Here is a 24,549-nt window from a genome sequence, read left to right on the forward strand (position 1 = left end):
GCTTGACCGGCGTTGCGTCTGGCCTGAGTGCGCTGGGACCAGCCATTGCGGTGGCTTCATCCGCAATTCTTGGTTGGAAAGTAGGGACATACGTAAGCGATCACTACGTGGCTGGAACCAAGTTCGGAGACTGGCTAGGAAATGCCGAAGCGCACGCGATGGCCTTCTTCGGAAGCAAAGAGGCGAAGGAGGCGATTGCGAACAACGAAAAGTGGAAGGCGCATCTCGCGGCGAATTACGGCGCGAACGGTAGCAATACCATCCAGGTCACCTCAAAGGTCTACCTGAAAGATCGCGAAGTGGGACGCGCCATTACACAGCACCAGACGCGCGAGGCGATGCGACCGCAGACCGGTATGTCTTCGTTCGACAGTTCGATGATGCCCGGCCCGATTGGATACGTCGGCACCTGAGCAATAGGAAATTCGATGGCGATCACAACCCTTTCCCTCGGCGATCTGACGTTTGGTGGCTTCGAAGTCCCCGAGGTCATCCCATGGGGCGGGGATCAAGCGCTGACGGTGCACGAACTTGTTGGGGGCACGCGGGTGGTGGACGCGATGGGGCGCAAGGATGCGCCTATCGAGTGGTCCGGTATGTTCCTGGGTTCGACTGCGGTTGATCGCGCCCAATACCTCAACACGCAGCGCATCCTGGGGCAGCAGCTGACGCTGACGTGGTCCAGCCTGAACTTCCTGGTGGTGATCGAGAGCTTCACCGCGAATTACGAGTTCGAATATCGGATTCCGTACCGGATTCGATGCGTGGTGGTGCAGGACAACGCAACTCCCACCGTGGCCGGCGACGTGCCGGACATCGATGCGCAGCTGACGCAGGATTTGAATACGGCGAACGGCCTGGGTGGCCAGATTGGAGACAGCACACTGTCTGGGCTGCTTGGCACGCTGAACACCGCGATAGGTGCCGTTTCCACCTTTGCCAATGCGGCGCAGTCCACCATCAACAGCGTGCTGCAGCCCATACAGGCCGTGCAGAGCAGGGTACAGACGCTGATCAGTGCCGCCGACAACACGATGCTCAACGTGACCACGGTAGGCGGCGTGCTGCCAAGCAATCCCGTGTCGCAGACCATTGGCAAAATGAGCGCGCAGCTCAATGCTTACCAGCAGCAACCACTCCTGTTAAACCTGCGCAGCGTGATGGGGCGCATGACCGCTAACTTGGGTTCGGTGGCCGGCGCAACGCGCTCTGAAACCGTTGCCGGCGGCAACTTGATGCAGATCGCTTCGCGGGAATACGACGATCCGATGGCCTGGACGGGCATCGCCAAGGCCAATGGCCTCACCGACCCGGTGCTGACCGGCCTGCAGACACTCCAGATCCCGAATCAGCCAGACACCGCCGGCGGCGTGCTCGGCACCTCCTGATCCATGACCAACAATCCATCACTTGCCAACGGCCCGGTACGTGAGCCGCGCGGGATCGTGCGTGTGAACGGGCAGCAGATCGCCGGCTGGTTGGAATGGGAGGCGGAGAGCCATACCTACCGCGAATCGGCGACGTTCCGCGTACTGCTGTCCCTCTCCGCGCTCGCGGCGCCGAACGATGAGGTGTGGTTCTGCAGCCAGACCACCATGACGGTGGAGCTGTATGGCGGTTTCCCTGCCGACCCCAGTAACTACGGCGTGTCCGACCTTGACCTGGTGCTGGTCGGAAACGTGGATGACGTTCACTACGACCCGCTGCAACGCACGCTGGAGCTAACCGGCCGCGATCTCGCGTCGCTGCTGATCGATGCGAAGACCACGGAGACGTTCCGCAACCAGACCGCAAGCCAAATCGCCACGACGCTGGCCCAGCGCCACGGGCTGACCCCCGTAGTGACGGCCACGTCTGACAAGGCCGGCAAGTATTACCAGATCGATCATATCCAGCTGACGGATGGGCATACCGAGTGGGACCTACTGACATGGCTGGCAGCCCAGACGGGTTATGTCGTCTATGTGAAGGGGCACGAACTGCACTTCGAGCCGGCACCGGATCCTGCCCAGGCGCCGGTATACCCGATTGTCTGGACGCCAGCCGATGATACCCAGTCGTTTCAGTGTACGGCCGAGCAGCTGAGCTTTTCCCGCACCCTGACGGTTGGAAACACCATTACGGTTACCGTCCGCAGTTGGAATCAGAAGCAGCGGCATGGCTTCAGCGAAACCTATCCAACGGGGCGCGCGAAAGGCATTCGTCCCGGCACGGCGACGAGTCCGGCGCAGCAGTACTTCGTGGTTATACCGAATCTGACGCCAGATCAGGCCGTGAAGGCCGCCAAGGCGAAATACAACGATCTGATCAAGCAAGAAATGCGGTTGTCGGCTGTTATGCCGGCGGACGGCACGCTCAGTATCAACAATGTCATCCAGGTGACCGGCACCGGCACGGTTTACGACCAGAACTATTTCCCGGAAAGCATCGTGCGACGAATGGGCATCGATGAGGGCTATGTCATGAGCGTCAGCGCGCGAAATCACTCCAACGACGTGCAGGCCGCGGCATGAAGGGAATGCTCAACGTCATGCGAGGGCAGGCCGGCGCAGCGATGCAGCGCCTACGGCACGCAAAGCTGGGGATTGTTTCGGCTTACGACCCCAACACCTACACGGTGAAGGTGCAGTTCCCATTCGATGATGGTTCGGAGCCTGAAACGGGTTGGATTCCGCTCGGGGCATTGGCGGTCGGCAACCAGTGGGGCGTCTATGCGCCGCCGGCTCTCAACGATCAAATCCTGGTGGTGTTCCAAGACGGCGCCTTGAATGCGGGGATTGCGGTCCAGTGCATATTCGACGATCTATCACCGCCACTGCCGGTGCCATCCGGTGAAATCTGGATGGTGCACAAATCGACCAGTGCGCTGAAGTTTCATAACGATGGCAGCGTGGAACTGATCAGCAACAGCAACCTGACGGCCACGGTAGGCGGCAACCTAACCGCCAATATCAGCGGCACAGCGACAATCGCCGCGCAGTCGTGGAGTTGCAGCGGCAATGTGTCGTGGAATGGAAACTGGACCTTCACCGGTGAAGTGACCGCCAATGGGCACCGCATCGACGACTCGCATAAGCATTCGGGCGGCACGCTCACTGGTGGCCTGACGGGCACTCCGCAGTAAGGAATGGCAATGCAGCAAATTTTGTATGACATCTCCCACTACTGGAGTGGGGACTGCAGTGCCGCGGCCAACGGAGACTTGCTCAAGGCCAGCGATATGGAACGCAGCAAACAGCGCATCTTGCGCCGGCTACTGACGAACCCGGCACAAAAGGATGCCTCGGGCAACGTGATCGTAGCGGGTGACTACATCTTTCATCCTGACTACGGTGCCGGCCTGCCGCGTTTGGTGGGTTCGCTGGCCAGCCCGGCAGAGATTCGCGCGCTGATCCGAGGCCAGATGTTGATGGAGGCCAGCGTGGCCCGCAATCCGCCACCGGACATCACGGTGACGGCGATCAGCGATGGCATCAACGTGCAGATCAATTACACCGATGCCTCCACAGGGACCCCGATCGTGCTTGCGTTCAATGTGAACAAGTAGCACCCGACCCTTATCCACCTATCCGAAGGCCCTGGCCGCGCGAGCGACCGGGGCTTTTCCGTTTCTGGCGCCGATCATGCCCAATATCACATCTAAGAGCTTCACCCAGATCGTTAGTGACATTGCGACGGCGATCCAGGGAAGGGCAAGCGCGCTGCTCGATTTCACTGTCGGCTCGGTGCTGCTCAGCATCACCGAAGCCATTGCAGCGGTTGCTATATGGCTGCAGTCGCTGATACTGGTTCTGCTCAATACCACGCGTGCCGCGCTGTGTACGGGCGCCGACCTCGATAGCTGGATGGCCGATTATGGCCTTACCCGCATCCAGGCGACGCCGGCGACGGGCCAGGTGACCTTCGCGCGCTTCACTGCGGCTATGCAGGCGACCATTCCGGTCGGCACGCAGATCCAGACCGGCGACGGCACCCAGCAGTTCACCGTGGTCGCCGATACGACGCAACCTGCGTTCAATATCGCGGCGAACGCGTACATCATCCCTGCTGGGACCAGTAGCATTTCTGCCACGGTCATGGCGGTAACGGCTGGCACCGCCGGCAATGTGTCGGCCGGCTCCATCAGCGTGATTGGGCAAGCGGTTCCCTATGTGGACACCGTAACGAACTCGGCGCCGTTCGTGAACGGCGAAAACGCTGAAACGGATGCTGCTTTCCGCACTCGCTTTATTTCCTACCTGGGCAGCCTTTCGCGGGCCACAAAGATCGCCATCGGCAACGCGCTGCTGTCGATGCAGACGGGTGTCAGCTATACCCTAGTCGAAAACCAGGCCTACAACGGCACCACGCAGCTCGGTTTCTTCTACGTCGTGGTGGACGATGGCTCTGGCCATCCCAGTTCCACGTTTCTGTCGTCCGCCTACAACGCCGTCGACGCGGTGCGGCCCTTCACCATCGCGTTCGCGGTGTTCGCACCGGTCACGATAACGGCGAACGTCGTCATGTACGTCACGGTCGCCACCGGGTATGACCCCGTTGCGACCAAGGCGCTGGCGCAATCGGCGGTGCAGACCTACCTCGCATCCCTGACGCTTGGCCAGACCTGTGCGTATACCCGGCTCGCCCAGGTTGCATATGACGCATCACCCGGTGTCACCAACATCACCGGGCTCACGCTCAACGGTGGCACCGCCGATCTCGTCGCAACGAATCAGCAGCGCATTGTCGCTGGCAGCGTGGCGGCGAACTGACCATGGCGACGGGCGATAACCAGGACTTCTTCAGCAGGCTAAAGGGCTTGCTCCCATCGCGCTGGTTCGGTTCACCAACCGACAGCGTGCCCTTCATCGATGCAGTACTCACCGGCATCGGCAATGCGCTGAGTTTTATCTATGCGCTTTACGGGTTTGCGAAGCTGCAAACCCGAATACTGAATGCAACGGATGGCTGGATCGATCTCATCAGTGCCGATTTCTTCGGCACGTCATTGCCAAGGCAAACCGGCGAGACGGACGACTCTTTCCGAGCCAGGATCCTGGCGAACCTCTTTCGGGAAAAGGCGACACGTCACGCCATTATTCAGACGCTGACGCAGTTGACGGGAAGAACGCCGATCATCATCGAGCCGACGCGGCCTGGTGACTGCGGAGGCTACGGCGCGCCGAATTGTGGATATGGCGTCGCTGGCTACTACGGATCTCTTCAGCTTCCCTATCAAGCCTTCGTCATAGCATTTCGACCCTTCAGTGCACAGGGCGTCGCCGGCATGCCCGGCTATGGCGATCCAGAAGGCGGCTACGGCGTCGCGAGCGGCTACACCTCTCTATCGCTCATCACGGCAGGTGTCAGTGATGCGGCGATCTTTGCTGCCGTCGATGCCGTGAAGCCCGCCGGAACGATCGCATGGGTGCGCATCGCAAGCTGACCCGCCAACCAACAACTCAAGAACCCATTCAGCCCGCTTTTGCGGGCTTTTTTATTGCCCGGAGATTCCATGCGCCGCCAAATCATCTACCCCGGCCAAGTCCCCCTGGAAACGGACATGCTCAATACCAACCGCAACGTGATGATTGCGCTTGGCAAGTTGGCCGGCGCCCTGCTTGGCACCGGCGGACTGGTGAATGGTCTCGCCGTCACGCCGACGCAGCCGGCAAGTCTATCGGTCCAGATTGCTGCCGGCGAGATTTATCAGCTCGAAAACGTGGATAACACGGCATACAGCTCGCTTGCCTCCGACACCACGGATACCTGCGTAAAGCAGGGCATCCAGTTGCAACCAACGACCATCGCCATTGCACCGCCCAACACGGCCGGCTATTCGCAGTGCTTTCTGATCGAGGCAACGTTTCAGGAAAACGATATCAACAATGTGGTGTTGCCGTATTTCAACAGCAGCAACACCAATCAGGCCTTGAATGGACCGCCCGGCAATCCTGACCAGGAGCAGCCGACACAGCGCGATGGGCAGGTCATCCTGCAAGCGAAAGCGGGCATCGCCGCCGCCACAGGCACCCAGGTGGCTCCAGCGGTCGATCCTGGCTATATAGCCCTGGCAGTGGTCACCGTCGCAAACGGCCAGGTCACAATCACGGCCGCGAACATTTCGGCGGTGACGACTGGCGTGCTGCCAGCCTCGTTGCTGCAAGCGCTCCAGAACAACTCGCTGTGCTACGCGAAAGATGTGGGCGCGGTGAACGCCCTGGTCGTGAACTTGCAACCGGCACCGACTGCGTTGGTCGACGGGATGCTCGTGGAAACGCAGGTCGCGGTGACTAATACCGGACCCACCACGCTCAATCTCAACGGACTCGGTGCCAAGCCGGTGCTAGGTGCAGCGCATGCCGTACTTCAAGGGGGCGAACTTCCCGCTGGTGGCAAGGCCGAATTTATGTGGCACGCCGGTCTTGCATCATGGATTTTGATCGAAGGCACTGGTGGCGCTCAGCAGCTTGGAGCTGGCACGTATGGTGTGCCCCCTACACAATTCGACAACAGCGCAAAGCTTGTACCGTCTTCTTGGGTTCAGACGCTACTCGGGAACACAAGGCCATCAGTAATAGGTATCACTGTAACTGGGCAGGCCCTTACCGTCGCGCAATGTGGTCAGAATGTTGCAATCAACATTCCTGCTGCGGGGACGCTCAGCCTTCCAAGCCCTGTAAATCAAAACGGCATTGCGTTCTATTTGAACAACTACAGTTCCACGTATGCCGTAACGATTCAGACGCCTGCGGGCAATTTCAACCCCGCAGCAGCGGGCTCAACAACTTCATATCTATTGCCGCCGAGTGCCAGCGTCATTGTCATTTCAGATGGCACAAATTGGATCGTGTTCGGCGGAGTTGGCGCCAACAGCTTGAGCGCAAGCGGTTATCAGAAATTAAGCAGTGGCATCATTTTTCAGTGGGGAGCCATTACTGCGGCGGCTGCGACAAACACTGCCGTGGTCTTCCCCATCAGCTTTCCGAACAACTGTTTTTTTGCGACCGCAAACCCCAATGATGGAGGCACTACTGCCTCCTACCGTTATTCCGCCAACGGATGGACAAAGACAGGTTTGAACGTGGTTAACACCTATTCCGGCAATTCCATCCCCGGCGTTTGGTTTGCCATCGGCAACTGAGGATTTTATGGGCCAAAAACTCGCAGCATATGATTCGAACGGCAATATCTATACGTATTACGATTCCGTAGACAGCCCCGCTCCGGATGGCGCCAGCACGATCGAAATCAGCTACGCGCAATGGCAGACGTGCCTTGAAACGCCAGGCTATATGGTGAAAAGTGGTCAGCTCGTAGCGCCCACTCCGCCCACGGCTGCACAGCAACTCGCAAATGCTCAACTTGACCTGTGCGCTTCGATTGATGCTGCGGCCGATGCTGCATACATTCAGATCGGCGGTCCGAGTCCTGGGCGACTTGCGGAATACCAGCAAGCCTATGCCGACGCGCAGACGTTCAAGGGCGCTGGATACACCGGCACCGTTCCCGCGACTGTTCAGTGCTGGGCGACAGCGGCCAACATGACGACGCAGCAGGCGGCCGACAGCATCATCTCCACCGCGTCTGCATGGAGCAACGTCTTAACTGGCATACGTTCGGCGCGCCTGATCGGCAAGGCAAACGTGAATGCGGCAACCACGGTTGCCGCCGCGCAGGCTGCACAGGCGCAGGCAATAGCCAACATCCAAACAGCGGCGGCCGGCGCATGAATACCATCGACCTTCTGTTCTGCACGAATCCGCGCAATCCAATGAGCTGGGCCATTCGAGTGGGTAGTTGGTCGAAATGGTCACATGTCGCGCTGATCGATGGGGACGATGTCATCGAAGCGGTCGCGTTGAAAGGCGTGGTGCACACGCCATTGGCTACGCGCAAAAAGGAAGACCCTACGTGGGCGGTCGCGACGCTCCCTTGCCAAGATCCCAGCGCGATTGTTGCGGCAGCGAGGGGGCAGCTTGGTAAGCCCTACGACTACACGGCCGTGGTTGGTATCGGGTTGCATCGCGACTGGCAGCAAACGGATCGATGGTTCTGCAGCGAGCTGGTTGCCTGGTCATTTGAAGAGGGCGGCTCGCCGTTGTTTCGTCCGGAGGCATGCCGGCGCGTCACGCCGCAGGATCTGTGGATGTTGTCGCCCGTCGGGATGCTCGCTGTTCAGCCTTAGCCCTCCGCATAGGGTCGCGTTTCATATCAAAACGATTTGCGCCAAGGCCGCCATTGAGCGGCTTTTTTTATATCCGCCTAGATGAAGGGAAGCCATGCCCGCGCCACACGAATCCACAGACACGACAGTCGCTCGTCACGACGAGAGGCTGAAAAACATCGAGCAATCGCTCGGGCAGCTCGCAGACAGCTATGGCGAGTTGGTGAAAAACAATCAGCGGATCAGTCTGGTTGAGCAGGACACGGGCTTGCTGCGGAAGGACCATGACAAGCTTCGCGGCGAATTCGACGCTCATCTTCGAGCGCACAACAACCTAATCGGCAAAGCGTTCTTTGCTCTGCTCAAGTTCCTGGCGGCCGGTGCTGCCGGGGCCATCCTTGGTCAAGGGATACATCTCTGATGAAACCAAATGACTTCATTGCCGCGATCGCGCCGGCGGCACAGGCATCGATGCGCACCACTCACATTCCGGCGTCGTTCGTCGTTGCCGAGGGCGCGCTCGAATCCGGCTGGGGCGCATCTGCATTAGCTCTTGAAGGATGCAACCTCTTCGGGGTGAAGGCCGATCCTTCCTGGAAAGGCGACACCCTGACCATGCGGACCAGGGAATGCCTGCATGGGAAATGGACCATCATCCCCGCGCGCTGGCGTAAGTACGGCAGTTGGGGAGCCTGCATCGCAGACCATGCGGCTTTCCTGCTTGACAACCCGCGTTACAAACCGGCCTTCGCGCACGCCGATGGCGAGGGTTTCGCGCGAGCCGTAGCTGCAGCCGGTTACGCAACCGATCCGCAGTACGCCACGAAGATCATCGAAGTTATCCGCGCGCACAACCTTGCGGCCATCGACCACGTGCCGGGATAGCTCAGCAGGTAGAGCACCCGCCTTGTAAGCGGTAGGCCGTCCGTTCGATTCGGACTGCCGGCACCAATCCAACACATCCCCTCTTCAAGCCGCCTTCGGGCGGCTTTTTTATTGCCCGGAGCAAACCATGGATACGCCCGCCCACGAACACCTCGTTAAAGAAGTCGTCAACGAAGTCGAGTATTACCCCGACCATGCGCCGCGCAAGGAATCGGCAACGTTTCGTGCCACGAAGCGCGATGGCCATCGCATGGGGCTTCGCTGTTCCATCAGCGGCCAGCCTAATCCGGAATATCACCATCTCTGGATCGAGTGGGCCGATGCGGATGCAGTGGATTGGAACATCGTGCGCGGCGTGGCCATCGGCGAGGTCACCGAACTGCCGGTGCTGGATCCGCATACCGATCAGCCCACGGGCGAGACGTATCCGGTGGAGCAGAGCTGGTGCTGGTTCATGACGCAGGTTACCACGTTCTTCGGTTTCGACTGGAAGGCGTTCGATCCGCGGCGGCCGGAGCTATTCGTCGACAGCTTGCACAACATGCTGCCGCTGGTCGCGAAGTTTCATCGGTCCCCGACGCATGGCATTCACCACCGCACCGGGCCTACCTGGCAGTTCCAGGGCTTTCCCCGCAAGGCCGGCTTCATCTTCACGCCTGACGAGGCGTAAGCGATGTGGCAGACCATCGCGAAGTTCACGCGGCACTGCCTTACCGGTGCCGACAACCAGACCTACGACATCGGCCGTGTGCTGTGGGCGCTGGCATTCCTGGTCGGCCTAAGTCTGGTCGTCGCGAGCTTCGCGACGGGCCGCGCGTTCGATCTCCAGCAGTACGGCATCGGTGTCGGCGCACTTCTCACCGGCGGCGGCGTGTCGCTCGCACTCAAGGCAAAGACGGAGCCCAAACAATGATCCCCGAAATCTCCTGGTTGCGCATCGGCGCCGCGCTGGCGTTGGTGCTCGGGCTGGTTGGTGTTGGCGCGTGGCTTGGTCACCGTGCCACCAGCGATTACTACGAACCGCGGCTTGATGCCGCGCAGGCGCAGTCGGCACAGTTTCAGTCCGCGAATACGGAGCTGCGTGCGGCAGTGAAACAGCAGAACGATGCTGTCGACGGCATGATTCAGCGCGCGCAGCAGCGTGAGCAGGAAGCGGCGATCGAACAACGTACCGCTGCGGAGGCCGCTACGTCCTACCAGCTCAAGGCCGCAGCCATTCTCGCGAGCCGGCCGCTTGGCGCTGATGAGTGCCGGGCCGCCTCGCAGGCCTTCGACGACGAGTTGCGGCAGGAGAGGGCACATAAATGAAACGATTGATCACTTTAATAGTGGCGGCTGCAGCCATGAGCGGTTGCGTGGATCAACCTCGGCCAGCTGTGCCTGTCACCGTGAAGGTGCCGGTGCCGGTCCCTTGTAAGGTGACGAAGCCACAGGTGCCGGCGTGGGCCGTCGATGCGTTGCCGCTTGGGTCCGATATCTGGACGCAGATGGATGCGCTGCGCGCGGAGCGTTTGCAGCGCAAGGGGTACGAGGGTGAGCTGATTGCAGCGATCCAGGCCTGCCAGTGAGCAGATACTTCCTTGGCGAATTGCGGACAAAAACTGGAATTGCGGACCAAAAAGCGCAACTCAAAAACGCTTGAAACCGTTGGTGCCCGGAGCGGGACTCGAACCCGCACAACCTTTCGGTCGAGAGATTTTAAGTCTCTTGCGTCTACCTGTTTCGCCATCCGGGCGGGAGGGGCTGCCGAATGACCGGCTGCAGGCGCGCGGATCGTAACATGCACCTTGCGCGAACGGAGCAGATGGCTCCGTTTTCGTTGGATCGATCTCAAGCCACCGCACTTTCCAGCGGTTGGCCCGGACGCGCGTATTGCGCGAGGCGGATGGTGGAGGTGGGACCGGGCATTTCCACGCAGGTGCTGCGACCGGAGCGGTTGTGCTCGTCGCGGGCGGCCTCGCGCGCCAGTTGAATGGCGGGCCCCAGGCGCAGCTGACTGAACAGCGTGGCTGAGTCCCTTCGGATGCTCCAGTCACCATCCGGCGACTGTCTGAGCGAGTAGATCACCATCGATACACTCCGGCAGGGGTGGAGGAATGCGTGACTTACGGTAGCTATTTCGTTAATGATGGCACCAAAATTAGGACGTGTATGTAGGTAATTTCCTACCTTGATTGTGGGTATCGTCTCAAGATGGAAATTCCTTTTGGAACGCGGGGTTATCGACTTGCAATGTGTCAGAGACCTGCCTACTTTGCGAAGGCACAGTTCCTAACCAAGGAGGGCGCTAGATGATTGACGTTGTACTAGTAGATGACCACGAACTGGTCAGAACCGGCTTCAGAATGATCTTGCAGCAGCCGGACATCCGCGTTTGCGGTGAAGCGGCCAACGCCGAAGATGGGTTACGGCTGATTCGCACCAGCAGGCCGCATATCGCGCTGGTCGACGTGCACATGCCCGGCATGAGCGGTATTGAGCTGACCGAGCGCATCGTACGGGCCAACCTGCCCACGCATGTGATCGTGGTGACCGTGGTGGAGGATGCCCGCTTTCCGAAACGCTTGCTGGATGCCGGCGCACATGGCTACCTCACCAAGAGCTGCGCGGCGGAAGAATTGCTCAATGCCGTGCGCCAGGTGGCCGGCGGCCGCCGCTACCTGGCGCCTGCGGTGGCGCAGCAACTGGCGTTGGCGACGCTGGATGGCGATGGTTCGCCGTTCGACGCGCTGTCCAGTCGCGAGCTGGAGGTGGCGATGATGCTGGTGCGCGGCAAGGCGTTGACTGCCATCGGTGAGCAGTTGAATCTGAGCCCGAAAACGGTCTCTACCTACAAGCAACGTTTGATGGAGAAACTACAGGTCGATCATGTCATCAGCCTGGCGCACTTGATGACCGTGCATGGCTTGCTGGATACGCACAACAACCAGGTTGGGAGCTGAGGGTCAGCTCCAGCGCGTATTCAACGCAATAAAAAGGGCCGGACAAGATGTCCGGCCCTTTTGTTTGTGCGTGCACCTGCCGGCGGCGTCAGGAAAGCCTGCCGTCGCGCTGTTGGGCACCATGCAGATGGTCGTCTTCTGCAGAGGACGGCTCTTTGGCGTCAACGTGCTCGGCATGGCCGTGCAGCGGTTCGGCCGGTGCATGTGGATGCAGGGGCGTGGAGAGCAGGTCCCCTTGTTCGGGCTGATGGATGATCGGCTCCGGCGTCACCGCGGCGGGTTCTTCATGGGCGACGATGGCAGCCTGGGGTTCGACGAGTATCGGTTCGTCCGTGTGCTTGACCTCGGCGACCACGATCGAGTCGGTTACCACCTTGCTTTCGTTCGCCGCTGGCTCCGCGTCGTGCGGCACGGTGATGGTGACCGCCTCGGTCTGCGCTACGGCTTCTTTTTCACCTGGCTGCTCAGCGGTTGCTTCGGCCACCGCATGTGTTTCCGCTTCCACCGCGGCTTCGCGCATCGGAATCGGCGGAAGCACCGGCAGGTTGAAGGATGACGGCACAGGTGCCGGTGCAATGATCAGCGGAGCAGGGGAGTGGCCGTTTTCGACCGCCTCGGTGATGGGCTGCGGTTCCGGCGCCGTCGCCTTGACCGGTTCCGCGTCGGCAACCACCTGCGTCACGATCGCCGGCTCGTGGTTTTCGGTAGGCTCCAGCGCAGGTGCCGGTGCCGACGGAGCGGGCGTTGGCGCGGACGCTACAGGGGCAGTCGCTGCAGGCTTTTTCGCCTGGGCTGCCTCGGCTTCCGGTGCGGAGGCGTCGTCGTCGTCGCGATCCTCATCGTCCAGATCCAGTGCATGGGCTTGCTCGTTCTGCACGCCATCCGTTGCGGCGCCTTCATGACGGCGACGGCGACGGCCACCGCGACGGCCACGACGGCGGCGCGACTGGCCGGTGCTTTCTGCCGAGGCGGCGGTTTCGCCCGTGGGTATGCTGTCTTCAGCCGCGGTGGCGACGACCGCAACGGCTTCGGCGGCCGGTTTCTGCGCCTCCAGCGGCTTGGCGGCCGGCGGATTCACCGGGGGCTGCTGCGGTTGACGCTCCGCCACCGGTTGCCGCGGCGGGCGCTCTTGTTGGGGCTGCTTGGCGGTTTCGGCGTTCGGCTGCTTATTATTGGTGCGCTGTTCGGCGGCAGCCGCTTCGCTGGCTTGCGCCGTTTTTGGCTGACGCTCCTGCTTGCCTTGCTGCTGACGCGCCGGCTGTTCCTGGCGCTGGCGTTGCTGGTTCTTGGCCGGTTGCTGCGCGCCGCTGCCGCGCGCTTCGCGTTGCTGGTTTTGGCGCTGTTGGCCTTCACCGCGTGTGCGTTGTTCGCCACGGCGATTGTCCTGCTGCTTGCCGCGTGCGGTTTGCGGCGGCGCTGCCACCACCGGGGCGGGGGCAGGGGCAGGTGCCGGGGCGTCATTGCCGCGGAACAGGCCGAACAGCTTGGACAGGAAGCCGCCTTGCGACGGCGCGGGAGCCGGTGCGGGCACTGCAGCGGGCCGGCGCTGCGGCCTGGCCGGCGGCGCGGCGACGGGCGCCGCAGCGGATTCTTCTTCTTCACGCAGCGGCGCGGGGCTGCTGGGCACGATGCCGCTCACTGCCGGCTGCTCGCTGCTGCCAAGCATCTGGCCCATCTTGCGCACCACGTTGGCTTCTTCCGCGGTGAGGCGCTCGTAGCTGGGCTTGCTGTGCTCGCCCATGTCCGCTTCGCGGATACGCTGGATTTCGATGTGCGGCGTATCGAGCTTGTCGTCCGCCACGATCACCACGTGCACCTTGTTGCGCAGTTCGATCTCGACCACGCTGGCACGCTTTTCGTTGAGCATGTAGTTGGCCACGCTCTGCGGGGCCTGCACCAGCACTTGGCCGGTGTTGTCCTTCATCGCGTGCTCTTCGATCAGACGCAGCGTGGACAACGACAGCGACTCCACGCTGCGGATATGGCCGTGGCCTTCGCAACGCGGACAGACGATCTGGGTGGCTTCGCCCAACGAGGGGCGCAAGCGCTGGCGCGACATTTCCAGCAGGCCGAAGCGGGACAGGCGGCCGATCTGGATGCGCGCGCGGTCCAGCTTGGAGGCTTCCTTCAGGCGCTCTTCCACTTCGCGCTGGTGCTTGGGGCTGTCCATGTCGATGAAGTCGATCACGATCAGGCCGCCGGCGTCGCGGATGCGCAGCTGGCGGGCGATCTCCGTCGCCGCTTCCAGGTTGGTGTTGAACGCGGTCTCCTCGATGTCGCCGCCCTTGGTCGACTTGGAGGAGTTGATGTCGATGGCGGTGAGCGCTTCGGTCTGGTCGATCACGATCGAACCACCGGAAGGCAGGCGTACGCTGCGGTCGAACGCGCTTTCGATCTGTGTTTCGATCTGGTAGCGCGAGAACAGCGGGGTGTCGTCCTTGTACAGCTTCAGCTTGCGCAGGGCGTTGGGCATCACCTGCTGCATGAAGTCGCGGGCGTCCTGGTAGAGGGATTCCTCGTCGATCAGGATCTCGCCGATGTCATTGCGCAGGTAGTCGCGCAGGGCGCGGATGAACAGCTTCGATTCCTGGTAGATCAGGAACGGCGCCTTCTGGGCGCTGGCGGCCTGGGAGATGGCCTTCCAGGTGGCGAGCAGGTAGTCGAGATCCCACTGCAGTTCTTCGGCGTCGCGGCCCATGCCGGCGGTGCGCACGATCAGGCCCATGTCGTCCGGAACGGTGAGATGCTCCAGGGCTTCTTTGAGCGCCTGCCGGTCTTCACCCTCGATGCGACGCGAGACACCGCCCGCCTTCGGGTTGTTCGGCATCAGCACCATGTAGCGGCCGGCCAGGCTGATGAAGGTGGTCAGCGCCGCGCCCTTGTTGCCGCGCTCTTCCTTCTCCACCTGGACGACCACTTCCTGGCCTTCCTTCAGCAGATCGCGGATGTTGGATTTATACGGATCAAGGCCCTGCGTGAAGTACTCGCGGGCGATTTCCTTCAGGGGGAGGAAGCCGTGGCGTTCGGCGCCGTAGTCGACAAAGCAGGCTTCGAGGGAGGGTTCGACGCGAGTGATGCGGCCTTTGTAGATGTTGGCTTTTTTCTGTTCGCGGGAGGGGATTTCGATATCGAGATCGTAAAGGGTCTGGCCATCCACGATGGCCACACGCAACTCTTCACGCTGAGTCGCGTTGATCAACATTCTTTTCATTGTGTGTGATTCCTCGGCTTGGCCGCGCGTCGCGCGCCGCGGTGGCGCCTGGTGTGGCGGCCTTTCCGGGATCGCGCCGCTGCGGTAAAGCGGCAAAAATAACGGTAACGTTCCCGATACCGGGATGATTCGTTGCACGCACGCCGCATGATCAGGTCAACAAAACCGGACAAGCGGCTACCCGAACCGTTACGATGAATGGCTGTTTGCAACCAGCTGCCAAAACGGCCGACCGGAGCAAACCTCGCCGGCGTAACAGGCGGGCGCCCGGGTCCCGATGGGATGTCGGTGGACCGGGCTGAGCGCTGTGCGAGTATCCTCTCAACCCAGGTTTTTTTCAATGCAGACGGTAACTTCCCCCGATGTACCTCAAGGGGTGCGTCAAGTAGAGATCGGTCCGGAACGGGACGGTCAGCGCATCGACAACGCCCTCGTGACCCTGCTCAAGGGGGTGCCCAAAAGCATGATTTACCGGCTGCTGCGCACCGGCCAGGTGCGCGTGAACGGCAAGCGCGCCAAGCCCGATACCCGCCTCAGCCAGGGCGATATCTTGCGCATTCCGCCGGTGCGGGTGGCCGAGCGGCCGGCGGAAGCCGGGGCGCCCCAGGCTGCGATTGCGTCGGCGGCCGAGGCGGTGATCTTCGAGGACAAGCACTTCCTGGTCATCGACAAGCCGGCCGGCATGGCCAGCCACGGCGGCAGCGGCGTGAGCTTCGGCGCCATCGAGCTGTTGCGCCAGGCCCGCCCCAACGAGCACCTGGAGCTGGTCCACCGCCTGGACCGGGACACCAGCGGCGTGCTGGTGTTCGCCAAAACCCGCGCCGGGCTCACCGGCCTGCAGGCGGCGATCCGGGCCGGCGAGGTGACCAAGCAATACCTGTGTCTGATGGTGGGGCACCCGCAGAAAGCCAAGTTCGACGTGAACGTGCCGCTGAAGAAGTTCGTGCTGCAGGGCGGCGAGCGGATGGTGCGGGTGGCCGACGACGGCAAGCCTTCGCTCACCTTCTTCCGCGAAATGGAGCAATACGCTGGCGCGCGCCTGATGGAGGCCACCCTGGGCACCGGCCGTACCCACCAGATCCGCGTGCACGCTGCGCACATCGGCCATCCGCTGGCCGGCGATACCAAGTACGGCGACAAGGAGGCGAACAAGCGCTTCCGCGACCGGGGCTTGAATCGCTTGTTCCTGCACGCCTCTCACCTGTCCTTCGAGCTGGATGGGCGTGCCTACGGCTTTTCAACGCCGTTGCCGGACGAATTGAAGTCCGTGCTGGATGCGCTATCCACCCAAGGCAAAGGCCGCCGCCGCTGATCCAGGGCCGGGCGTCCATTCCCACGCTATAAGAAGAATCGCGCGCTGACTTCGAGCGAGCGCAGCAGTGCGCCGCCGGCGAGTGCCGACTCCACCAGCAACGCGCAGATTGCATGCGCCAGGGCCACCGGCAACACGCTGCGAGAGCGCAGGAAGCACCAGGCCCACCACAGCTCGCCGACCAGACACAGCTGCATCAGCATGCCGTTGGGGGTATGCAACAGCGCGAACACCAGCGCCACCGGCACGATGGCCCAATTCGGCCGCGGCAGGATCTGCTCGAAACGGCGCAGCAGCACGATCAGCATCAGCCACTGTTGCAGCCAGGCCCAGGCGAAATAGGCCACTACGTGGCCCAGCAGCAAGGCACGCGGCGCGTGGCCATAGAAAACCATCAACAGCAGCGTCACCGGCAGCGTGGCCAGCGGCCAAAGCCAATGGCGGCCGGCTTCGGGCCAGCGCCATAGCCGCGGCAGATGCTGGCGCTCGATCACCAGCGCGTAAGCCAATCCTCCGGCAAAGGCCGTCACGCCCAGCGGGGTGGGGCGAAGCCCCCAGTGCAGTCCGATGATCAGCCACAAGGGGCCGAGCAAGCAGCAGATGATCTCGATCCATGGACGCAAGCGGCCCTGTACGGGGTGCAGCACCAGCCTTAGCAGCACCAGCAGATAGGCGATGCAGGCGCTCCAGGCCCAGGCGGGATGAGGTCGCGCCGTCGGTTCGGCCTGCGGTGTGTCGCCGGCGGCCACGATCAGCGCGGCCGGCCAGCGTGCGCGCAGTTGGTCGCGCCATGCCAGCATGGCTTCCGCGCTGCTGCCATCAGGCAGGCGGAACAGCGGCATGGCCCAGTTTTGCGCGCGGGAGGTGATCCGTCCGATGTCATGCTGTGTGGTGTTGCCCGACAAATCGATCGCAACATCCTGCAAACGCGGCATCGGTTCGGTAGTCAGCAATGCCGCCGAGGATAGCCGCAGGCTCCCGCCGCGCGGCATTTGAAGGCGCAGGCGCAGCATCTGCGCAATGCCTGGGGTTGCGCATGCGCCAGGTTCGCTGCTGTTCCACACCAAGTCGCGCAGATCGATGCGCAGGCTCCTCGTATCAGCTGTCAGTGCATGGGCGGCAGGCGCCAGGCAGGCAAACGCGTGGTTGCTGCCTTGCCATACCAGGCCAAGGGTGCCTGCCATATTGCTCTGCAATTGCAGCTGCAGGATGGGCCAATGCTTGAGATCCACCGACCAGGCAATCGGCAAACCCAGTTCAAACGGCGTGCCGTCCTCGCTGGTGACGCGCAGGGCATCGCCGTCCTGCACCGCGGTTGCATTGCCGAACGCCCGGCCCGCCACCAGGTCGCGCGGTTTGCGCAAAGACCATTGCCATAGCGGCTGGCCGGACTCAACGCGCGCAAGCTGCTGCTGGGCCTGGTCCAGCAACGTCGCGGCGGTGATGTGCGCGGCCAAACGGCCAAGCGCCAGGCAGACGACAAGCGCAACCAGCACATAGCCGGCGCAGATCCACGCCGCGGATGACCGCTTGGTTTCGCTCAACGTTCGAGCAGAGCGTCGACGCGCGCGGCGCAGATGAAATCGTTCAACGACAAGCCGCCCACGTCATGCGTGGACCAGCGCAGCTTGCAATGGCCATAGCCTGCCTCGATATCGGGATGATGGTCCTCGTGGTTGGCCATGAACCCCACCGCATTGATAAAGCCCAGCGTGTGATGAAAGTTCTCGAAGCGGAAATCTTTCACCAAGGCATCGCCTTGTGCGCTCAGCTTCCAGCCCGGCACCAGCGGCAGCAGCGCGGCCACGGCGGCTTCGTCCAGCGCATGTTCCTTGCCCTTGCGCGGTTGGCAATGCTGGGCCGATAGCGGTTGGGCAGTCATGGCGATCTCCGTCGTGTGCGCAAACGGTGGAACTGTACGCGAAAACGACGAAGGCGAACATTCGCCAGGAAACAGGACTAAAATGGTGCGGTATCGCCCAGGCGCGTTGTGCGTAGTTCATCAGGGCGTTTGATGGTTCCGGAGCAGGCATGATCGAGATTTCCGAACGCGCGCAGCAGCATTTCCTGCGCTTACTCGCCCAGCAAGGCATCGACGGGCTGGGCATCCGCGTGCGTGTCACCGCGCCGGGCACGCCGGCGGCCGATTGCGAACTGGAGTTCTGCGAGCCGCTGGAGCTCAGCGGCAACGAGTGGACGGTAGAATGCCAGGGCTTCAATTTCTACATCGAAGGCGACAGCGCGCCGTGGCTGGAGAACGCCACTGTCGATTACGAGCCGAGTCAGACCGGCGGCCAGTTGAACATCCGCGCGCCAAAGATCAAGGGTGAACTGCCGGGCGCGGAAGCAGGCCTGGTCGAGCGCGTGCGCTACGTGCTCGAGGCCGAAGTGAATCCGCGCATCGCCGCGCATGGCGGACGTGTGAGCCTGCTGGAAGTGGATGCCGATGGCGTGGTGTTGCTGCAATTCGGCGGTGGCTGCCATGGCTGCGGCATGGTCGACGTTACGCTCAAGCATGGCGTGGAAAAGACCTTGCGCGAGCGCGTGCCGGAAATCACCGCCGTGCGCGATGCGACGGATCACAAGGATGGTGCCAATCCGTATTACCGCAAGAAAGAAGGGCAGTCAGCGATGGGTTGAGTTTTCCCCGCGCTTTGGGAGCTTGCGTAGCTTAGTGTTGAGGCGATGCCGAATCCCCAGCATCGCCATCGCCATCGCAACGTTGGGGTTCGCATACGCTCAGCGCCAACCTATGCATGTCGATGCAGCATCGGCAGTCAGTCGCCCTGCACGTGTCCCTTCAGCGTATCCAGCTTCGTCGGCAGCGACGAATAGTACATCGCGATATCGTCGATATCCTGATCCGACAGCGTCGCAGCAAAACCCTTCATGATCGGATTGTTGCGGCGACCATCCTTGTACTCATGCAAGGCCTGCTGGAGATAACCGAAATACTGGCCGGCCAAGCGCGGATATTGCGGATCAACCGCATTACCGTCTGCGCCGTGGCAGGCAAAACAGACAGCGGCCTTGGTTTTGCCGTTTTCAGCACTTCCGCCAGCCAATAGCGGCGCCGAAGCCAGCGCAAGAGCCATACCGAACGAGAGCAGCGTGAGCGCGCGTTTCATGCAGATGGAATCCTTGAGCCGTTACTTGGTAGCAATGCTGGAAAGATAGGCGGCGATGTCCTCGATCTCCTGATCGGAGAGGCTCTGCGCCTGCGCCATCATGGTCGGATGCGTGCGATCGCCCGACTTGTATTCATGCAGCGCGCTGATCAGGTATTGCTCGTTCTGCCCGGCAATCTTCGGCACTGGATATTGCGGATACGCGTTGTTGGTGCCAGGAATGCCATGGCAACCGTGGCACGTATAGACGAGGGTACGGCCGTTTTTCTTGTCGCCCGTGGCATGGGCGGGGCTGGAACACAATGCAATGGCAGCAGCGATGGCGGCCAGGCCAAACAATTGCAGTCGAATCATCAAAAGGATCCCCAAGGTTCCAGCGGATGCGTGCAACGTACTCGGCCGAGTATAGGGGGTGCCGCGCGGCCGTCACAATGGGCGCGCGGAGCGATCGGGGAGCGACAAAAAGCCGCGCATTGGCTTGTGTGAATGGCACTCAAGCGAAGCGGGCATCTGGATCATCGCGACAAACCATTCCCTCCCCTGCTGCCGCAGGGGAGGGAGCGCATCGTGGCGAGCATCAAGTTGTATGCCCTTAAATCAAAGCAGGCTCTTGAGAATATGGATGCCCGCGGCGTACTCGCCGACGATGGTGCCCAGGCATACCAAAAAGAAATTGAGCAGCGTGCGCGCCACGCGGTTGGTCCACCAGCCACTCCAGTGCACGATGTCGTCGCGCAGGCTTTCGAAATCCGCCACGCGTGGGCGGCGTACCCAGGCTTCCACCATGGCGCTGATGCCACCGGAAGGAATGCCCGGGCGGAACGGCTTGATCGGTCCGGCGATGAATGCGGCAAGGATGCTCAAGGGATGCGCGCGCGCCAGCAGCGCGCCGAGCGCGGAGAGGCCGCCTGTGAACAACACCCAGTCGCGCAGGGCCTGCGCCCCCAGGGCTGCATTGCGATGGAAGGCATAGCCGATGGCCGCAAAGATCAGCAGCACCAGGACGAGGGCCAGCCATTTCGGCCATTGCGCCTTGGGCGGCGTCTTGGCCAGCTCCGCCACGGTCTCGCTCGGATCGGCCTGCTGGATGCGCAAATGCTCGCACAGGCCTTTCAGATGACCCGCGCCGATCACCACCAGCACCTTGCAGGGGTTTGCCGTGACCGAGCGCCCTGCTTCCTCGCGCAGACGCGCTGCCATGTAGGCATCGCGTTCGGCGATCAGGCTGCGATACAGCGGTGCCGATTCGCTGGCGAATTCGCTGAAGGCGCTTTCCAGCATGTCGCCTTGCTTGAGTTTCTCGATTTCCTTCTCATCGATCGTCTCGCGTTCGAACACGCTGGCCAGCATGCCGCCGAGCAGTCCGAAACGCTGCCAGAAGCCTACGCTGTGCCAGGCGCGCTTGAGCGTGGTGCCTACTTCGCGATCGACCAGCCATAGCGGCACGTTGCGTTCGGCGGCGCCATCCATCGCCGCCTTCATTTCGGCGCCGGGCTGGATGCCGTACTGGTCGGCCAGGCGCTTCTGGAAAGTGGACAGCACCAGGCTCGCCGCCACCATGCCGGCCTTGCCCTCGCGGATCACGCGGAACAGATCCATCTGCTTGAACGCTTCCGGATCGCGCATGCCCTGCGCGCGGCTCTCGCACAATTCCACCGCGATGGCATCGAACGATTCGCTCGCCAGCAACGCGTTCACCGCGTCGACGCTGGCGCGCGACACGTGCGCCGTGCCCAGTACCACATACTCCACGCCGTCGCGCTGTACGCGCTCGATGGGCTGGCCGCTGAGGTCAGGTTTGGCGGGGAGGTGGGTTTCGGGGACGCTCATGCAGGTGATGCGAATGGGAGGGGACACCCAGCATGGAGACTTGAGGTGCCCAGTGCAAGCTTGTCATTGAAAAGCTGAGGATTTGGCCATCAATCGCGAAAGCGCTTGAGCAGGTCGCCGTATGCATCGATCCGCCGGTCGCGCAGGAACGGCCAGATGCGCCGCACGTGCTCGCTGCGCGCCATGTCGATGTCCACCGTCAGCAGTTCGCGCTTGTCGCTGCCCGCCTGGGCCAGGAATTCCCCCTGCGGTCCGGCCACGAAGCTGTTGCCCCAGAACTGGATGCCTGCGCCCACGCCGGCCGGATCGGGCTCGAAGCCGGTGCGGTTGCACGCCAGCAAGGGGATGCCGTTCGCTACGGCATGGCCGCGCTGCACGGTGATCCAGGCTTCGCGCTGACGATCCTTTTCGTCTTGCGCGTCGTTGGGGTCCCAGCCGATCGCGGTCGGGTAAAGCAGCAGCTCGGCGCCGGCCAGCGCCATCAGGCGCGCTGCCTCCGGATACCACTGGTCCCAGCACACCAGCACGCCGAGGCGGCCCACCGAGGTATCGACCGGCTCAAAGCCCAGGTCGCCCGGTGTGAAATAAAACTTCTCGTAGAAAGCCGGATCGTCCGGAATATGCATTTTGCGATACTTGCCGGCGATCGCCGCGGAACGATCGAACACCACCGCGGTGTTGTGATACAGCCCGGCGGCGCGTTTCTCGAACAGCGAGGCGACCACCACCAGCTTCAGCGCTTCGGCCAGCTGGCCGATGCGTGCGGTGCTATGGCCGGGAATGCTTTCGGCAGCGTCGAACTCATGCACCGATTCGTGCTGGCAAAAGTACGGACCGTTATGCAGCTCCTGCAGCAACACGAGTTCGGCGCCGGCCGCGGCGGCTTCGCGCAGGCCGGCTTCGATGGCGTCGAGGTTGGCGTCGCGGCTGCCACGGTGCGTCTCCTGCAGCAGCGCGACCTTCAGTGTCTTGCGGGTCATGGAAGGGCGTTTCCTGGTCGCCTGGGTTGGCGAGAAACGCCTAGTTTAAAGGAGAGAGGGATGACAGATGCGCATCATCGCCCGTACAGCAGCGTCTGCTGCGCCTTGCCAAGCACATGGCCGTGCAGCATGAACCCGGCCAGTGCGGCGGTGGCGTTGGCGGGCACATCCAGCTGCGGCACGTCCAGCGCGTACACCGTGAACACGTAGTGGTGCGGCCGGTCGCCCACCGGCGGGCAGGGGCCGCCCCAGGTGATGGTGCCGAAATCGTTGTGCACGCCTTGCGCGCCCGCGGGCAAGACGCCGCCTTCCGGCAACATGCGGGCGGAGGCGGGCAGGTTGATCACCACCCAATGCCACCAGCCGCTGCCGGTCGGTGCATCCGGGTCGTACACGGTCAGTGCGAAACTGCGCGTGCCCGATGGCGGACCTTGCCAGTGCAGTGCGGGTGCAAGGTTCTTGCCGGTGCAGCCGAAGCCATTGAGCATGTACTTCTGCGCGATGTTGCCGCTGGCGTCGGTGGCATCGACCTGCAGGGAAAAGTCACCCGCATGAGCAACAGCGGCACTGAGGGCAAACACGATGGCAAGCGTGCGGAGCATGGCGGACACTCATCGATGAAGGTGGCGCCAGCATAAGTACGCGCTGGCCGCCGGCCTGCCACGCCACGCGCAATCAATCGCCCGAAACGCGCATGCGTTCTTCAGCACCAACGGGTGCACTCTTGCGTACCCGCGCATCCACCACGGTGGCAGACACGATATCGCTGCCCACGTTCACCGTCGTACGCAGCATGTCGAGAATGCGGTCGACCCCCAGCACAATGCCGATCCCTTCCGGCGGTACGCCGAACGTGGCGAGCAAGCCTGCGATCAGCGGCAACGAGCCACCGGGAATGCCAGCCACCGCCACCGCGCTGAGCACCGCCAGCAGCATCAGCACGCATTGCCGGCCGAGCGAAAGCTCCACGCCGAAGGTCTGCGCCACGAACAGCACCACGCAGCCTTCGAACAAGGCGGTGCCGCTCATGTTCATGGTGGCGCCCAGCGGCAGCACGAAACCGGATGTGCTTGGCGCCAGTTTCAATTCGTCGCGCGCCATGGCCAGCGACGCAGACAGCGACGCGCTGCTGGAGCTGGTGGAAAACGCCGTCACCAGCAGCGGCCGTATTTGCTTGAAGTAGGCCAGCGGCGACCGGGAAGTAAATACGCGCAGCCATACCGACATGGTGCCGAACAACTGCAGCGCCAGCGCCGCCGTGCAACCGACTACGAATACCGAAAGCGTAAGCAGGATGCCCGGCCCAACCTTCACGATCACGCTGTAGATCATGGCGGGAACCGCGTAGGGCGCAAGCTTCAGCGCAAAGCCGACGATGGCTGTCATCGTATCGCTGACCAGGTCCAGTGCGGCCTGCAGTTTCAATCGCTTCGGCTCGTCCAGTTGCGTGGCCGCGGCACCCACCAGCAGTGCAAACATGATCAGCGGCAGCACCTCGCCCAGCGACCCACGGTTGTTGCCGACGAATGCACCCAGCAGGTTGCGCGGCATGAACATGTCCACCAGCGCCGCGAAGCTCATGCCCGGTTGTGCCTGCGAACGCTCCACCGCCTGTTGCGCATGGCCGCCGTATGCCTGCATAAGCAGATCCTTGGCGCTGGCGGCAAGGTGATGACCCGGCTGCAGCAGGTTCATCATCAGCAAGGCGAGGGCAACGCCGATCAGCATGTTGGCGGCAAACAGCGCGAAGGTACGCCAGGCCAGCGGGCCCAGCCGATCAAGCCGGCCCAGTTGCGCCACGCCGGAGGCGAGCGAGGAGAACACCAGCGGGATCACCACGAAGAACAACAGGCGCAGAAAAATCTGACCGAACGGATCGAGCACGGCCGAGGAAACGGCTTGTGCTGCGCGTAGTGCAGGCGGGAAAAATTCCCCCGCCACCAAGGTGACGACGCCGGCCGCCACGCCAATGATCAAGCCCCAGAGAATGCGTGTCGCCAGCGATGTGGAAACGGTGCTCATGCGGTGAGTCCTTCTGCCCGAGCCGAAGGATGCTCTGATTCAATCCACCACAGATCTCAGCAGCCTAAGCTGAATTAATCAGAGCATCTCGAC

The 24,549-nt window shown here is 62.2% G+C and carries 29 protein-coding genes and 2 tRNA genes; 20 read left to right on the forward strand and 11 right to left on the reverse strand.

Annotated features, from left to right (window positions below; all coding sequences use genetic code 11):
* From VMA74_RS16905 to VMA74_RS16985, 17 genes are all read left to right on the forward strand, one after another.
* Positions 1-413, forward strand: a 413-nt coding sequence (locus VMA74_RS16905) for a hypothetical protein (protein WP_325369076.1), incomplete at its 5' end; no start/stop codon positions are given.
* A 15-nt stretch (positions 414-428) separates the two neighbouring features.
* The gene (locus VMA74_RS16910; RefSeq protein ID WP_325369078.1) at positions 429-1,388 is read left to right on the forward strand and encodes a hypothetical protein; all 960 of its coding nucleotides are present in this window, start codon (positions 429-431) and stop codon (positions 1,386-1,388) included.
* 3 nt (positions 1,389-1,391) lie between these two features.
* On the forward strand, positions 1,392-2,513 hold the full coding sequence (locus VMA74_RS16915) for a hypothetical protein (protein WP_325369080.1): 1,122 nt from the start codon (positions 1,392-1,394) through the stop codon (positions 2,511-2,513).
* Complete coding sequence (locus VMA74_RS16920; RefSeq protein ID WP_325369082.1) at positions 2,510-3,124, forward strand: phage baseplate assembly protein V; 615 nt, start codon at positions 2,510-2,512, stop codon at positions 3,122-3,124. The genes VMA74_RS16915 and VMA74_RS16920 overlap by 4 nt, the downstream gene beginning before the upstream one ends.
* A 9-nt stretch (positions 3,125-3,133) precedes the next feature.
* Positions 3,134-3,547 (forward strand): hypothetical protein, encoded by a 414-nt coding sequence (locus VMA74_RS16925; RefSeq protein WP_325369084.1) that lies wholly within the window; start codon positions 3,134-3,136, stop codon positions 3,545-3,547.
* A gap of 76 nt (positions 3,548-3,623) precedes the next feature.
* Positions 3,624-4,751: a baseplate J/gp47 family protein gene (locus VMA74_RS16930; protein ID WP_325369086.1), complete on the forward strand. Its 1,128-nt coding sequence runs from the start codon at positions 3,624-3,626 to the stop codon at positions 4,749-4,751.
* A 2-nt stretch (positions 4,752-4,753) separates the two neighbouring features.
* Positions 4,754-5,425 carry a hypothetical protein gene (locus VMA74_RS16935; protein ID WP_325369088.1) on the forward strand — a complete coding sequence of 224 codons (672 nt, stop codon included), beginning with the start codon at positions 4,754-4,756 and terminating at the stop codon, positions 5,423-5,425.
* 69 nt (positions 5,426-5,494) lie between these two features.
* Entirely contained in the window at positions 5,495-7,123 is a 1,629-nt protein-coding gene (locus tag VMA74_RS16940; protein WP_325369090.1) for a gp53-like domain-containing protein, read from the forward strand.
* Positions 7,124-7,130: 7 nt separating this feature from the next.
* Positions 7,131-7,712 carry a hypothetical protein gene (locus tag VMA74_RS16945; RefSeq protein WP_325369091.1) on the forward strand — a complete coding sequence of 194 codons (582 nt, stop codon included), beginning with the start codon at positions 7,131-7,133 and terminating at the stop codon, positions 7,710-7,712.
* Positions 7,709-8,167, forward strand: coding sequence for a YiiX/YebB-like N1pC/P60 family cysteine hydrolase (locus VMA74_RS16950; protein WP_325369093.1), 459 nt, complete (start codon positions 7,709-7,711; stop codon positions 8,165-8,167). The genes VMA74_RS16945 and VMA74_RS16950 overlap by 4 nt, the downstream gene beginning before the upstream one ends.
* 94 nt (positions 8,168-8,261) lie before the next feature.
* Positions 8,262-8,567 (forward strand): hypothetical protein, encoded by a 306-nt coding sequence (locus VMA74_RS16955; protein ID WP_325369095.1) that lies wholly within the window; start codon positions 8,262-8,264, stop codon positions 8,565-8,567.
* Positions 8,567-9,031, forward strand: a complete 465-nt coding sequence (locus VMA74_RS16960; protein ID WP_325369097.1) for a glycoside hydrolase family 73 protein — start codon at positions 8,567-8,569, stop codon at positions 9,029-9,031. The genes VMA74_RS16955 and VMA74_RS16960 overlap by 1 nt, the downstream gene beginning before the upstream one ends.
* A tRNA-Thr gene (locus VMA74_RS16965) sits at positions 9,022-9,097 on the forward strand. Before VMA74_RS16960 ends, VMA74_RS16965 begins: the two co-directional genes overlap by 10 nt.
* A gap of 61 nt (positions 9,098-9,158) precedes the next feature.
* Positions 9,159-9,701 (forward strand): hypothetical protein, encoded by a 543-nt coding sequence (locus VMA74_RS16970; RefSeq protein WP_325369099.1) that lies wholly within the window; start codon positions 9,159-9,161, stop codon positions 9,699-9,701.
* A gap of 3 nt (positions 9,702-9,704) precedes the next feature.
* Complete coding sequence (locus VMA74_RS16975; protein ID WP_325369101.1) at positions 9,705-9,944, forward strand: hypothetical protein; 240 nt, start codon at positions 9,705-9,707, stop codon at positions 9,942-9,944.
* Positions 9,941-10,339 (forward strand): hypothetical protein, encoded by a 399-nt coding sequence (locus VMA74_RS16980; RefSeq protein WP_325369103.1) that lies wholly within the window; start codon positions 9,941-9,943, stop codon positions 10,337-10,339. The genes VMA74_RS16975 and VMA74_RS16980 overlap by 4 nt, the downstream gene beginning before the upstream one ends.
* Entirely contained in the window at positions 10,336-10,599 is a 264-nt protein-coding gene (locus VMA74_RS16985) for a hypothetical protein (protein WP_325369105.1), read from the forward strand. The genes VMA74_RS16980 and VMA74_RS16985 overlap by 4 nt, the downstream gene beginning before the upstream one ends.
* Before the next feature lie 80 nt (positions 10,600-10,679).
* Here the strand turns inward: VMA74_RS16985 and VMA74_RS16990 are convergent.
* Together VMA74_RS16990 and VMA74_RS16995 are read right to left on the reverse strand one after the other, a co-directional pair.
* Positions 10,680-10,766 (reverse strand) — tRNA-Leu (locus VMA74_RS16990).
* 95 nt (positions 10,767-10,861) lie between these two features.
* A complete protein-coding gene (locus VMA74_RS16995) occupies positions 10,862-11,101 on the reverse strand; it encodes a hypothetical protein (protein ID WP_325369106.1) in 240 nt (79 codons plus the stop codon).
* A gap of 221 nt (positions 11,102-11,322) precedes the next feature.
* Here VMA74_RS16995 and VMA74_RS17000 point away from each other — a divergent pair, with 221 nt between their 5' ends.
* Positions 11,323-11,973 (forward strand): response regulator, encoded by a 651-nt coding sequence (locus VMA74_RS17000; RefSeq protein ID WP_325369108.1) that lies wholly within the window; start codon positions 11,323-11,325, stop codon positions 11,971-11,973.
* A gap of 88 nt (positions 11,974-12,061) precedes the next feature.
* Here the strand turns inward: VMA74_RS17000 and rne are convergent, their stop codons facing one another.
* Positions 12,062-15,184, reverse strand: a complete 3,123-nt coding sequence (gene rne / locus VMA74_RS17005; RefSeq protein WP_325369110.1) for a ribonuclease E — start codon at positions 15,182-15,184, stop codon at positions 12,062-12,064.
* A gap of 340 nt (positions 15,185-15,524) precedes the next feature.
* Between rne and VMA74_RS17010 the strand changes: the two genes are divergently transcribed.
* Positions 15,525-16,496: an RluA family pseudouridine synthase gene (locus VMA74_RS17010; RefSeq protein WP_325369112.1), complete on the forward strand. Its 972-nt coding sequence runs from the start codon at positions 15,525-15,527 to the stop codon at positions 16,494-16,496.
* Between the two features lie 26 nt (positions 16,497-16,522).
* On the opposite strand, the gene VMA74_RS17015 is transcribed toward VMA74_RS17010, so the two are convergent.
* Together VMA74_RS17015 and VMA74_RS17020 are read right to left on the reverse strand one after the other, a co-directional pair.
* Complete coding sequence (locus VMA74_RS17015; RefSeq protein ID WP_325369114.1) at positions 16,523-18,040, reverse strand: CPBP family intramembrane glutamic endopeptidase; 1,518 nt, start codon at positions 18,038-18,040, stop codon at positions 16,523-16,525.
* Positions 18,037-18,378: a 4a-hydroxytetrahydrobiopterin dehydratase gene (locus tag VMA74_RS17020; protein WP_325369116.1), complete on the reverse strand. Its 342-nt coding sequence runs from the start codon at positions 18,376-18,378 to the stop codon at positions 18,037-18,039. The genes VMA74_RS17015 and VMA74_RS17020 overlap by 4 nt, the downstream gene beginning before the upstream one ends.
* A gap of 149 nt (positions 18,379-18,527) precedes the next feature.
* On the opposite strand from VMA74_RS17020, the gene VMA74_RS17025 reads away from it, so the two are divergent.
* The gene (locus VMA74_RS17025) at positions 18,528-19,136 is read left to right on the forward strand and encodes an NfuA family Fe-S biogenesis protein (RefSeq protein WP_325369118.1); all 609 of its coding nucleotides are present in this window, start codon (positions 18,528-18,530) and stop codon (positions 19,134-19,136) included.
* 137 nt (positions 19,137-19,273) lie between these two features.
* Here the strand turns inward: VMA74_RS17025 and VMA74_RS17030 are convergent, their stop codons facing one another.
* The 6 genes from VMA74_RS17030 to VMA74_RS17055 all read right to left on the reverse strand — a co-directional run bounded on the left by VMA74_RS17030 (position 19,274) and on the right by VMA74_RS17055 (position 24,456).
* Positions 19,274-19,624 (reverse strand): cytochrome c, encoded by a 351-nt coding sequence (locus VMA74_RS17030; protein WP_325369120.1) that lies wholly within the window; start codon positions 19,622-19,624, stop codon positions 19,274-19,276.
* Between the two features lie 21 nt (positions 19,625-19,645).
* Complete coding sequence (locus tag VMA74_RS17035) at positions 19,646-19,978, reverse strand: cytochrome c (RefSeq protein ID WP_325369122.1); 333 nt, start codon at positions 19,976-19,978, stop codon at positions 19,646-19,648.
* A 243-nt stretch (positions 19,979-20,221) separates the two neighbouring features.
* Positions 20,222-21,454, reverse strand: coding sequence for a TraB/GumN family protein (locus tag VMA74_RS17040; RefSeq protein ID WP_325369124.1), 1,233 nt, complete (start codon positions 21,452-21,454; stop codon positions 20,222-20,224).
* A gap of 89 nt (positions 21,455-21,543) precedes the next feature.
* Complete coding sequence (locus VMA74_RS17045; RefSeq protein WP_325369126.1) at positions 21,544-22,434, reverse strand: carbon-nitrogen hydrolase; 891 nt, start codon at positions 22,432-22,434, stop codon at positions 21,544-21,546.
* A gap of 74 nt (positions 22,435-22,508) precedes the next feature.
* Entirely contained in the window at positions 22,509-23,036 is a 528-nt protein-coding gene (locus VMA74_RS17050; RefSeq protein ID WP_325369128.1) for a YbhB/YbcL family Raf kinase inhibitor-like protein, read from the reverse strand.
* Between the two features lie 73 nt (positions 23,037-23,109).
* On the reverse strand, positions 23,110-24,456 hold the full coding sequence (locus tag VMA74_RS17055) for a dicarboxylate/amino acid:cation symporter (RefSeq protein ID WP_325369130.1): 1,347 nt from the start codon (positions 24,454-24,456) through the stop codon (positions 23,110-23,112).
* Positions 24,457-24,549 lie beyond the last annotated feature (93 nt).

It is taken from the genome of Dyella sp., from assembly GCF_035508675.1.
Classification (GTDB): Bacteria; Pseudomonadota; Gammaproteobacteria; order Xanthomonadales; family Rhodanobacteraceae; genus Dyella_B.